Origin of the sequence: Paenibacillus sp. FSL M7-0420, from assembly GCF_038002345.1 — a bacterium.
Taxonomy (GTDB): Bacteria; Bacillota; Bacilli; order Paenibacillales; family Paenibacillaceae; genus Paenibacillus_AQ.
This window is the reverse complement of sequence record NZ_JBBOCJ010000001.1, coordinates 2,223,217-2,236,911: the sequence shown is the minus strand read 5'-3', so window position 1 is coordinate 2,236,911 and position 13,695 is coordinate 2,223,217. Positions and strand designations below refer to the sequence as shown.

Here is a 13,695-nt window from a genome sequence, read left to right as displayed (position 1 = left end):
GCAGAGTGTGCCCGCCCGCTTGCGAGCGAACGGGCACATCCTAGTTATTGCTTGGCTGTAATGAACTGATCCAGGCGGATGGCAATGGCTGCCGCCTGTTCACGCGTAAGCGGACTGGACGGATTCACCTTGTTGCCTTCCCCGAGGATAATGCCGTTCTTGATGCTCATTGCCACTGCTTGTCTTGCCCATGCCGGAACCTTGCCCTTGTCAGTGAAACCGCTGAGGATCGAAGTGACTTCGTCCTCGCTAAGTTCACTGCCCGGATTCACCTGATTCAGCAATCTTCCGAGCATCGTCATCGCTTCAACTCTTGTCAGCGTATCCTTAGGCGCATACTTGCCGCCTTCAAGACCAGTGACAATACCCAGCTCTGTAGCAATGGAGACGCTGCGGTTATACCAGCTGCTGGCGCTGACATCACTGAAGCCTGCCGAAGCTGCCTGCTTGTTCATCAGACCTGCAACACGCAACAGAATGGTTGGATATTCTGCCCGGGTCACTTTACCTGACGGATCGAACAGTTCCGCAGATTTCCCTAGCACGAACAGCTTGGCAGATGCCGCTGCGATGCCTTCCTTGCCCCAGCCTGAAGGCATATCCTTGAAGGTCTTCAGGTTACGGATGAAGAAGAGGCTGCCTTCACCGGTCAGCTGTACATTCACTGCTGTACCGCTGCTGTCCAGCTTCCACGGTACCGTTGTCCAGTTGCCGTCTTTATCCTTAAGCACCATGGCTGTAATTTCCTTGGCCGCAAGCGGCGCAGGAATGGCAATCTTGGCTGCAAGCGCCGGCGTCCAGCTGCCCTTCGGCAGGTTAACGTTCACCGTTACACCTTGGCCAGCCCCCATCAGAGTGAAGCCTTGCTGATCGGCGATAGCCTTCATAGCCTGCTGATCGGCAGCACTGTTGGCACCAATACCGATAGTAAGTCCGGCAGTTACACCTGCAAGATTCTCAGGAGCAATCACCAGTTGTCCCATTGGAACTTCAATCACAATCTTCTTCTTCGCGCTCAGCTGCTGCTGAACCACACTCTGGTCTACACGGATACTGAATGCTTTGGCATTCGGATCGGCGGAGCTTACTGTGAGGTCACTGCCTGCTACAGCTTCTTTATCCGTAATCCGGACGATAGCTGTAAGTCCATCCCACTCTGCTGTCACGGCCTGCCCGTTGACGGTAATCCGGGCTGCCTGTTCCGGTGCTTGTTCTTCAACAACTCCCGGTACGGCACCACCGCCTCCGCCACCACCGCCAGCACCGCCGCCTCCGCCTGAACCGCTGCTGGTCCAGACCGATGCAGCTACACTGCCGGAAGCCCTAACCAGCTTGTCCAAGGAGGTACGCTTGGCCAGCACAACAGTGGCGCCCGGATGAGCGGACACGATACCATCGAGCGGAAGCAGACTCCATGAGCTTACATTGTCATCCCTTTTCAGTTCTGCCGGACCCGACGAGAAGACCTTGTAAGCGATTTGCTGTCCAGTCATATCTCCGGCGGAAGTCACCGTAATCTTCGTATGGTTGCTGTCTCCGTTAATCGGAGAGGATACAGCTTGCACAGTACCCAAATCGTTCGATTCAGGGACAGCTACAGTCGTCACAGCCATGCCTTTGAGCGTAACACCCTCAGACACTTTATACTCGGCTTCAATCAGACTGGAGCCTGTAGCTAGTGCAGTAACATTGCCTTGTGCCGACAGGGATACCGAATCGCCTACGGCCACTTCATAAGTCAGATTAGCCAGATCCTTACCGGTAATCGGCTCTTCTTTGAATATTGGCTTGCCATTCCCGTCCTTGCCATCCGAAACCTTGAGATAAGCCTGGATTTGGCCTGCCGCACCCGGCGTCAGCGTCTCCGCCCCCTTGAGAACCAGGGCAACCGGTACTTTGAATCCGGCATTCGTAATATCCACAATGGCTGTGTTCTGATTAGTAGCACCGTCAGTTGCGACAATGCTTAGCGCCACTGAAGGCTCCTCAGAATTCACTTCCACCATTCCATTGAAATCTCCCGTCTTCGGATCTACCGTAAGCTCCTTGGAGATGACCTTGTCTTTGTATTTGCCGTCAGACTGCAACTGACTCACGGTATAAACTGCACTTAGCTTCGTTCCCGTAGTTGTCGTTCCGGCTACACGAACGGCACCCTGTGCAGTACGTTCGCCCGTTACCGGCTCTGTGAGATACAGGACCGGTGCGATCGTATCTACCGTCAGATAGAGCATGGTCACTGAGATATCCTTAGTCACCGTATTTCTGGCTCTCAGTTCAATCGCATACGGACCGTCCGTCTGGAACTGGTCTAGATTCAAGGTGCCTTCGCTTCCGCCGCCGGCCTTGTTCGTCAGGGCTACAGTCCCAATGGATTTGTCAGCATAGAATGCTTCCACCGTCACATTGGACTGACCTGAAGAGAGCGTCAGCTTCTGCTTCGTTTCATTCGTTAACAGGTTCACGTAGTTCCCGGAGGAGGCATCTACCGTCCCCGATGAACTCAATACCGTCAGCTTCGGCAGATTCGGAACCGGCAGCAAGGTGCTGCTGCTCTCACGCCGCTCGGCATAATGATAGTTCTGATGCTTGTCGGCATCCTCGGTTGGAACCGTTGCGGCACTGACGCCGATGACGTAATTCTTCTTCACTTCCAGGCCGACATATTTCACCTTGCTCAGATCAATCACTGAGCCTTCAAGGCTGCCCTTATAGACTTCATCTGTTGTAGATACAGCCTTCCAGCCGCCAATCAACAGACCTTCGTATTTGCCTGTGGAGGCATTCCAGTAAGGCTTAAGCTCCTGTTCGGTATACAAAAGCTCTCCAAACGGAGCATATTCACCCAGTTTGCTTCCATCATCCAGCTTCGCATCGACCACATAGCTGTGCTCGTAGCCGCTGTGTCCCGGTTTCTTCGCTCCCGGCTTGAAGGAGAGTGAGAACAATCCGTTGCCGGCAGGCTCAACAATGACATCACTGACACTCTGTGGTGCAAGCGGATCAATGATCTCAAAGCGCTGCGGCGATGTCTTCGTCCCGAAGTTCGAGCTGGATTTCAGCTCGGCCCGCAGGTAATAGTTGCCCTGTCTGAGCAGCCCGCGGATATCTTCCGGGTTCCCCATCAAGGTTACATTGGTTACATCGATCACTTTGCTGCCGCTCGTGATTCCGCCGCTGACCGAGCCGCCTGCGCCGACCGGTACATCTTTGGCGATCAGCATACCGGGATCACCCGTCTGCAGAATCTCTTGACCATTCAGCATTTCCTTGCGGTTTGTCACCGCATCCTCTGCCAGATACAGGTTCACTGTATCGCCTTCGGCTGCGTTGGCGACTTTCCAGGAGGCTGTGAACTTATTCGCATTCGAGCTGTCCTTCGCCAGGTTGACTTCACCCAGAGTAGGCAGGGTAGGAACGTTCAACAGCTTGGTGTCAACCGCCGAGACGGCTGTCAGCTTCCAAGTGCCGCCTTTTGTGGCTTCATTCTCAGGAATAATGATATATGCTCTGCGAATGTCCACTTCGCTGCTGAGTTTGGACCCATTATCTGTTTTATAGCTTGCAGGAATATATTGTGTAAAAGCATTTGCTGTAGGATCAGTGTTCGTGTTATCGAATTTCACCGGATACAATTTGCCTGATGCATCCTGCAGCTTGAATTCCGGCATTTCCTTGCTGCTGTACTCCATCTCAATGATGGCATTGCCGGCTACGCCGTCCATCGGAATCTCATGGATTCTGCCGCCGTTCTTGACCGTAATGCCGCCTACGCCGACATTGATCGAGCCGTTCTCGACATATTTAACGCCTTCTTCTACCTCACGGTAGATAATCTCCTGATTCTCTTCCTCGGAAGCCACCTTGGATGTGGCCAGCGTCTGCACGCCTGCCCCAATCACCATCAGACGCGGTCCAAGCTCAGGATCATCCACCACCAGATGGATCATACCTTCCGGCAGCTGATCTGTAGAAGTACCGAATTCAATGCCCCCACTCCAGTAGTAGGTAATGCCTAAGGAGATCAGCAGAATGCCGATGCTACCCCAGACCTTGTCATTGTTGACCCCAAGGAACATACTGGACAGCGGCATGCCTCCCACAACCGGTACATCGTTCGGAATCTGCACCTTGGAGCTGATATAGCCTTCAAAATCCGTACGGTTCTTCTCCAGATTCTGTCCGACGAAGATACCAGCCTTCCCGATGATGATATCCCATCCGCCGATATCCATCTCTGCTTCCACGCGCACGAACCATGGGGTTACCCACTGCGCTTCGAGCAGCGCTTTGGTCAGCATTGGAAGCCGGTCATCTTTCTCCGCATCGGCTTTGGCGGCGAAATCCAGCCTACCTTCCACCTTAAGGCCGGTGCGCTTCACCGTCAGGTCCACATCGCCGAAGAAATACGCCGGAGCAATCCCGAACCGCATGCCTACGCCTGCTTGAATGGTTAAAGGGAATGGATCTTGTGCCGTACCTCCGGCAATCGTATCCGCCAGTTCACGCACTGCACCCCGTATGGCTGTCAGATAAGTTGCACCCGTCACCAGAATACCCGGCTGCGGAAGCTCTGCCCCGAAGGCAATGACATCCGGAAGAATCCGGCCGTCCTTTACCTTCTTGAGCGAGAATTCAATCTCTACGCCCATCATATTCTTCAGCTGTGCTGCGAACTCCAGGCCGTATTCATTACCGATCCCCTTGCCCTGCACAGCGTGCTTGATCGTAACCTTGCCGCTAGGAGCATCCGGGCCTTTTTTCTTATTCGCATCTTTCTTCTTATCCGGTCCGAACAAGCCCATCTCCTGATTGAGATCGAAGCCCAGTGAGGCATCGACGCCATAGAAGCCGGCACTGTTGAAGATGACATTCTTGATCTCGGAGTTAATGATCTTCAGGGACAGCGAGCCTCCGAAGGAAATCCCATTCTCTCTAAGAATGAAGTCATTGAAGGAGAAGCCAAAGCCGTCGATCGAGAAGCTTGGTGCCCCGAACAAAGACTGCTTGTTGAAGTACACATCCTCAATCATGATCTGGCGCAGCGGGTTCAATCTGTCACCTACACCGCCGATGGCCCATTTCAGGCTGCCGTTCTGACTGTCGTCTTCCGGATTGCCGTCATTGCCCTTCTCGTCCTTCTTATCGTCATCCTTGCCCTTATCTTCTTCCTCTTTTTCCTTCGTCGGATCGAAGTCCTCTTCTCCAAGCGACTTGTTGAAGCCGTTGAAGAAGTCGAGCGTCCATTCGCCCTTATGGAAGACGAATCCGCTGCTCGCTACGCTCAGCGTTCCTTCACCCTTGACAAACAGGGTATCCAGGAAGGGCAGATCGCCAGGCAGGGTGTTGCCGAAGATATCCAGCTTGCCGCGTACAAAAGACAGATCTTTACCTTTATAAGCTACAGCATCATTAATAATGGCCGGTTCTGTCTTGGTATCCACGATGACCTGCTCTTCATCACCTGTACCCACCTGCTTGATCATGCCGCGGACGGTAACCAGAATCTCACGGTCGAATTCCGGGTCCTTGGCTTCCGCTTCTTCCTTGAATTCCTCAAAGTCCTCTTCCGTTGCAAACAGCTTGTAAGCATACATTGGCGTCTCTTTCAGCGCTTCATCATCCATGAATTCGCTGATATCGAACTTCGGATCAACCGCTTTGCTCGCTGCGCCGAATAAGGCTTTGGTTTTCTTATATTCGGTAACAGCCTTGTACAGGAACGAACCGTCCTTGAACGGCTTGCCCGGGAACAGAGAGTTCAGCTGATCCACCAGCTCATCCTTTACCGAAGCACCGTTCGCAAGGCCGCTGATATCTACAGCTTCCTTATAGACCGCCATCACTCCGGCCTCACGGATTCGTGTGTCGTTATTATCGGTGACCAGGAAGGATTGCGGAGTCGTCATATCATATAGAGCCGCTACTTCCTCGTCCCCTCCGGCGTCGCCTTTGTAATCAATCTCCACCTGATATTCACCAAGCGGCAATTCCGGTCCAAGCCCGGCTTCCAGCACATTGCCGCCTGAATCCACCTGATCACCGCCGCGGTACGTAATCCGCATGGCGCCGGAGAATCCGTCATCCGTCGGCTGCATCACCACTGCATCCTGGACATTGACTTTATACCGGTTACCGTCTGCTTTATTCTTGAGGTACAGATCAAAGTTCGGAGCAGTCGTTGCATTGCCTGTATTGTATGCTTCAATATTCGACAGATTGACCGTCAGATATTTCACATCTGTGCTATACAGCTCTGCCGGAGCAAGTGCATAGGAATACGTAGCTGTCGCTTCTCCTACCGGGGGCAGGAGAATGAAGTTGGTACGAGTCGATTCATACTGGGCTTTGATGCCCTCATCCTTCACGCCTTCGATTTTGCCTTGTGTTTCCGGGCTTCTCGCGGAAATCATATACTCCCGGGTAACCGGCCAAGGTCTGCCTTTGGCCTGAACGCGGAAGGTCGCGGTAATCGCGTCACCCGGCTTGTACTTCGGCTCAATGCCCATGGCTGCTTCGTCGGGTGTGGCTGACTTTTTGAACTCCAGCATTTTGCTGCGGGAATTCTCCAGGACCGGATTGCCATTGGCATCCTTAACATCCTGGCCCAACTCATCCTGCCTGACGAAGCTGAGACCACTCTCCAGCGTCATCTCCACTTCAATCTTGGAGTGCTCCATATTGTAGGCCTGCAAGTTTTCTACTTCGGCTGTAATCGTGAAGACACCATTATCCACATACTTCGACGGAACGGTCTCCCCCGTTCCCAGCGAAGCTGTCGCCAGCTGCTGAACCTGATCTACATAACGGATCGAGAACACTTTATCCGGGGCTGTCAGTTCACCCAGGCCATATACGGTCTCGAAGCTCTGGAAGCCTCCCGGTGCCAGCTTCTCCGGGTTCCAGTAGAAGGCAACGGCGGAATCCGCCGTACCGAAATCATTGGTATCTCTGGTGAAGTCCAGATTCGGATTAATTTTATAATCCCATTTCGTATTCGCCAGGCCGTTCCAGTGCCCGACGATCATCTCATCCACAATATTAATATTCTGTTCGGCAAAGTTATTGAAACCGTAGGCCACCACATTGGTTGCCTGAGGATTCGTCAGATCCAGCTTGTCGCGCATCACCCAATAAGCAGGAATCTTGAAGTAAGCTCTATCTTCGAAGGGAATCCCCTTATCGTCCTCCGGATTATGCACCAGCTTCCGCTCTACCTGCAGCGGTGACTTGTAGGCTGTGCCAATCTGGAACTGCGGCCCGTCGTTACCGCCGACCATCGTATCCAGCAGAATCCGGCTGCCGATCTGCACCTGCGCCCCGCTCTTGTTGTTCACTTCATAGCGGATGTTGACGTTACCGGAATTCACAGCATCCTTGCTGTCGGTGTAGAGCATCAGAATCTGCTTGATCTCTACGCCCTTAATCTTCCAGATCATCTCCAGCTGCTTGGTGCCATTTGAATTTTCTACCACTTTAGGTGCAGTAGTCTCAGAATAATGGCTGCTGTCGAACTTGTATTTATTGCCGTAAATATAATCCGTTCCATCGATCCGGAACGTCGTGAACGACGTCTCCGGGTCATCACCCTGGAACAGCAGGTTAACATTATTATCTTTCTTGCGGATCGGTTGACCCTCTACAGTGCGAATGCCGTAGCGGCCCGTCTCGTTATCCACGGTGACCTTAATAAAGTCATTCTGGATCATGGTTGTCTTGGTACTGCTGGCCGCCTCGACGAGAGCATGGAAGCTCTCGGAGGTGGACAGAAATACCATGATTAAGGTGAGCATTACCGCTACTGTGCGTTTCAACAACTTCACCAAGTATTCCCCCTGTTCTTGTTTCAACTATTTCAGATTGCCGACAAAGAAGGTAGCAAATTCGCGGTCCCGCTCCTGGGTTCTCACCACAATGGTGTACCAGCCTGTTTTCGGGAAGGTGACCTTGAAATTGCTGCTCACCAGCTCAGCATAGGTCAGCTTCTGCTTCACCAGCTTCAGCTGTCCTTCGCGGTACAGACCAGGGTAATACAGAATATCGAACGTTCCTGCCTGATTGACCTTGTCTACTCCGCCTACCTTCATCAGGTTGAAGCCGGATACCTTGAAGGTAATGGTGTTGGTATTGAACAATGCGGATTCGCCGGATGAAGCCGAGATTAAGGTATCGTTACCGAAGACCAGCAATCCGCCGTCCTTCACGACCACCACATCCTGATAGACCACCGACTTATTGCCTACCTGATCAACTGCAGTGTACGCTACGCGCTGGCGTCCAAGCTTGCTCAGATCCAGCCCGCTGACCGATACTTTCACGTTAGCCTCAGCCGATACATTATCAGATACGGTGAACCCGCCGAGATCCGTACGGAAGCTAAAGTCTTTCTTGTTCTGAACAATTCCTACGGTTTCCTTGTTCAGTGTCAGCTCAGGCGCTGTGTTATCAAGTCCGGCTATGGTCACCGGAACCTTGTTCACATTGCCCAGCAGATCCGAGATCGCAATAACCGCTGATCCGCTGCTCTCAAAAGCACGCGAGTAGCTGTACGTTCCATCCGCTTTACTGATCTGGTTCGTATACGCGGCTCCATCTGAAATAGGTCTTACGCCTGAGAACATTTGGTTAGGGGCAGCTACTGTGCCGCTAAGCGTGACCTTCACTTTGCCCTTGGCATATTTCTGTCCGCCGATGGTAACAATCTGATCGGCCGGAACCGCTTTGCCTTCGGCATCTACAAAGGTATAGGCCACTTTGTCCGGTACCGGCGGCGCAGAGAGAATATTGGTTACTTTCTCTTTGATAACTGTCGTATTGCCGTACACATCCACCACAGTAAATGAAGCCGTTCCATTCTCCATGAGTGTAATGCTCTTATCGGCACTGATGACATTGAATGCCTTAGCCGATGCATCTGCCTTCTCTACGTTAAGTGTTACACCTGTGGAGAACAGCACATTGCCGCTATTATCCTTCAGGGTGCCGAAGGTCTGGCTTCCATTCTCGCCATATTGGTAGGAACGGACAACTTTCACCCTAGGCACTTCCTTGTTAATGTTCGCAACCGTTGCTTCAACCTTATTGACATTTCCGGCAGCATCCTTAATTTCGAATTCGAACTTGCCGTTCTCCGTGAAGGTGTAGGCTGTCTTGCCGCCATTGTTCACAACCGTCACCGGCTCAGAGGTGCTCTGAAGAAGGGCAACCACATTACCGTTCGTACTCTCCATGTATGAATATTCAACGGTTCCTTCAGGAGCAGTACCGTCAATATTCTTCACGACCAGATATAGAGTATCTGTCCGGTCCGGATCACTGAGATCAGTCAGATCGAAGCTGTAGTAACCATTCTCGTAGATCTTGAATGAATTGCCGGTCCGCACAGGCACCGAAGGGTTAATCTTCGAAGGCGTTACACGGATACCCGGCGGGAGCGTAATCTCAATATCCGCACCAACCTTGGCATTAACCGGGCTGTTCACGCTGAGTGAAGCAAGCGCATAGACCGGCTGTACGGTAGTAAGAGGAAGCTTGATTTCAAGCTGGGCCGGCTTGCTGATCAGACCGCCCGGCGTTCTGTACTTGACCCACACCTGAAGCTCCTCAGCCTTACTCGTCGGAACCTTCACGGCTACGAAGTTCGTATAAGGCTTCCAGTTCAGCCAGCTCACTCCGTTATCCGGTGAGACTGAATATTCGTAACCGGTCTTGTCTTCCGTTTCGAGACTCAGCTTCATAATGGCTGTGTAGCCGTCCGCTGCATCACCGGACAGATAGATCAGAGAAGACTTGGCATCCGACACCGGCGCATCCGGCTTGGTCGTTGCCGAGACCTTGAAGGTTCCTGCACTTGCCTTGATCGTGCTGTTGCCAGCTCCATCAACCGCGAGTACATATAAGCGGAACTCAGAGATTTCTCCTGCATCCAGCGATTTGTCGTCGATGGATACTGAGCCGCCTGCCGGAACATCTTCCCATTTGGTAGAAGACTCTGTAGGTACTTTTGCACCTGCATCTTGTCTGACCCATTGATACTTGCTGACCAGTCCTGTTTTGCTGTAGAATTCCGACACGCTGATCTTCGTCTTCTGCAGCGGCAGCGGGTAAGCAACTGAATCAGGGCTGAAATATACTACCGGTGCTTCATTATCAAAATAATAAGCCTTCGAGTAGTAGTACGTTTTGTCGCTGTGCTTCACCATAAGATGAATGTATTGCGTGCCGTTCAATTTTAATTTATCAGCAGGAATGACATAGCTGTAAGTGGCTTCACTTACAGAAGCGCCAAGACCCTTGGCTGCCAGCTTGGCATCGGGGCTGGCTTCCGGTGCCGCCGACGGTTCAGATGCTTCTGGCGAAACCGCAGGTGTCACTGCCGGTTCAGTTGCTTCGGCCGAAGCAGCAGGAGTCGTTACCGGCTCAGCACTGTTATCCGGTGCCGGAGTCTCTTCCGGTTCAAGCGGGGTCAGCGAAGGCGCTGACGGCCCGGAGGACAAGAACTTCATAAGGGCCACCGGCCCGATGCTTGCTGTAACTTCTGGCTCAACCGGAGGACTTGGCTCTGTAGGGGCACCAGATGCACCCGGTTCCGAACCGTCTTCAATTAGACTTTTATCAGCCAGTGGAGATATGCCGGATGACTCGGAAACCTCCAGTCCGGTGAAATCACTATCTTTTGGACGAAGCGAGCTGTCGCTGATGGCATAGCCCGCATAATCGGGATGCACACCGCTGATCCGGAACGTAACATCATGACTTTTCACATAGTTAGGATTGGCTTCTGGTGTGAACTCTGTCGGAATAGCCGCCTCAGAACTTACAACCACCGCTCTTTCCTGCGGTGTCTTGATCGTCTCATTGCCCGCTTTATCCAGTGCTTTCAGATAGAGCCAGTACGAGCCGTCCTCATCAATATCCTCATAGGTAGACCGGGTTACGGTCGAACCGGTGTATGGCGTATCTGCCCACTTCCCGCTGGCCGGGGAATCCCCGTCCTTCACCCATTGATACTGTACACTGCTGACTCCGCTATGCGGGTCTTTCACGAGGGCCTGTACCGTTGCGGTATCCTCGCCTGCCAATGTAATGGCAGGTCCCTGGTTGTCCAGCTTCAGAACTCCTACTTCATGCTTCCAGTTGGAGTCGTCATTCTTGAAATCTTTAAGCGGCCAGACACTCTTATCGCCGTATTGTCCAACGGCGGCCAGCGCCTGATTGTCGGCATAGAAGATCTTATCTGCCTCTTCACCCGGCGCTTCTGCTATCCAAGCATCGTACTGCGCCTGATGGGTTTTCTTGTATACATCTTTCTTCTCATGCTGCATCAATTCTCTGGCTGAATCCCAGGACATATCGGCAGTCCAGGTATGCAGGTACCACTCCCCGCTGTTCCCTTCCTCGAAGGCTTCCGCCGGAGGAGCAAGCAGGTTCGTCTTGTTATTCACTACCGACAGCTCTATATTCTCGAATTCTCCGGGATACAGCTCATCCGACGGCTGCTTGGCGGAGAGTGCGTAACGCTTGAGTGCTGCATAATGATCTCCGGCTACACCGGCGAACGGATCAGCCTTATCCTGGCTCCACCAGTAGTACACCAGGCCCACAGAAGGAGAAGCTTCCGCACTCATGTTGGAAGGGCGGTAGATGCCGCGGCTCGGCCGTTCCGTACCACGGTCAGGGACGGTAGGATCAAGATGCGGTACTTTAATGGAAGGATCGTTGGCGTCAATTGTAACCTTGCCTTTTTTGGCATACTCCTGATCAGTAGCGCCGCCAGTCTCGAACCGGTAACCGATCACCGGCTCCGTATTGTCGATGAACAGGTTCGCCCAGTCAATCTTGGAGTTGGCGAGCGAATCATCACTGCCGTAAGGTTTAATTTCCTCTTTATGGATTCCATCGTAGTTAGCAGGCTGAATCATCAGGTTCCCTGCGTAATCCTGGATAACATCGGTATCCATCTGGATAGGCTCACTGCCGCCCTTGGCATCATTAGATATAGCAACAGCCTTAAGGAGCGGGGTTTCCACAGTTTTGCCATCAGGCACAGTCATGCGGAAGCTCCAATTTGGTGTATTCCGACCTGCAACATAATAGGCTTTCATGCCGTTATTGAAGAGGATGAAGGTTTTCTTCTCATCCCAGCCGGTCTTGGCAATCGCCTCTTCCGTCATCTGGAGGGTGAAGTCAATCACATCTCCCTTATTCAGCGTAACTCCGGTCAGAATCTCCGGCTGAATGCCGTTCTTGGTCTTGGAATACTTCGGACGCACGGCATCGACAATGACACGGAAGCCGCCCCGGTCGAAGTCAAACGGGTTCCCGCTTTTCCTGTCCAGCCAGGCATTGCTGCCGCTGCTGGGCACGGTGTTGAGATTGACAACCGCTTTATTGCCTGCCGCATCGCTAAGCACGGCTTCTTTCAATTTATTATCCAGCGACAGATCCATCTGCGCTCCGCCGGTGGTTCCTCCAGTAATTAACGGTCTCAGCGGATTATTGCCGCTGTTGTGAAAAGGAACTCCCGTATATCTGTAGGCAATTTTTTTCTGGTAGGAATCCAGATTATTCTCATTGAACGATATATTCTGCAGGTACTGCTGCTGTCCGGCTGCTGGCAGTCCAGTTAGAGCATCATTAACAAAGAGCTTGTGCCGCAGGAAATAATCAGAATTTGCCTTCACTACTGAAGTCGGTCTGACCGGCTCACTGAAGTTGTAGCTGAGTGTGATGTTCTCATCTCTTTTGACATACAGCTCTTTCTGGTTAATCTTCTCGTTGAGCCGTTCTGCACCATTGCCTGTAAAGGTATAGTTATCGATGACCGGACGCTTGAGATCCTGGAACTTGAGGTAGAATCCGCGTACACCGGCTGCTTCACCGTCGTCATCGCCTTCACCCCAGACCCTAATGGTAATAACAGAATTAGGTTTGATGATGGCCTTGGCCGACTTGTTATACCGCTGGCTGCTGCCGGTTCGTTCATTGATAATATCTTTTCCGTCGATGTTTACTGTAATTTCAGAATGGCGCGTCCAGAAGACCCCGGAGTGACGCCGCAGCACAGCGAACCCTGTAAGCATCTCCGCATGTCCGCTCTCGGCCATATTTTTTAGAATCGGATTGTCTGCTACCTTAACCTGGAATCGAACCGTGGTCTTTTTATCATTGACACCGGCAAAAATATCGCCCTTGGCCCAATCATATTTGGCATTTGCACTTGTCTCTGTCTGGACAAAACCGTCAACCTTGGTATAAAAGTTAAGAAACGTATTGTCCGCAGGGTAGCTTAGATTTCCGACATGTTGTCCGTTTGGAAACGTGACCTCAAAATCATCACCCGCAGCCTCTGCCAGTCCACTAAAGGAACTGGGCATTAACGATAACAACATACTAAGAATCAAGCTTAACGAGGTATATCTCTTCAATCTCCTGCTCATTAACAATTGGTGCTCCCCCTTATTCGTTCATCATTTCCTGTCCGGCATGCAGCAAGCTTCGCTGTAGTCTAAGATTCACTCCCTATGCTTCCGCATTCTCCTTTCGCCCTGCCCTCCCGTGGACAAAAAATACTAGTTATAAACTACCTATTTTTTCATATCTGCGTTTATTCTATCAGGCAGCTCTAAACAAACTCTTAACAAATCTCGACAAAAGCTGCGTCAAACGCCCCAAAATAGGGTTAATACACTCGGA

At 51.9% G+C, this 13,695-nt stretch carries 2 protein-coding genes; both read right to left on the bottom strand.

Going from position 1 to position 13,695, the window contains the following annotated elements:
* Nucleotides 1-44 precede the first annotated feature (44 nt).
* Nucleotides 45-7,823, bottom strand: a complete 7,779-nt coding sequence (locus tag MKX51_RS09360) for an S-layer homology domain-containing protein (protein WP_340992153.1) — start codon at nt 7,821-7,823, stop codon at nt 45-47.
* A gap of 27 nt (nt 7,824-7,850) precedes the next feature.
* The gene (locus tag MKX51_RS09355; RefSeq protein WP_340992152.1) at nt 7,851-13,439 is read right to left on the bottom strand and encodes a hypothetical protein; all 5,589 of its coding nucleotides are present in this window, start codon (nt 13,437-13,439) and stop codon (nt 7,851-7,853) included.
* Nucleotides 13,440-13,695 lie beyond the last annotated feature (256 nt).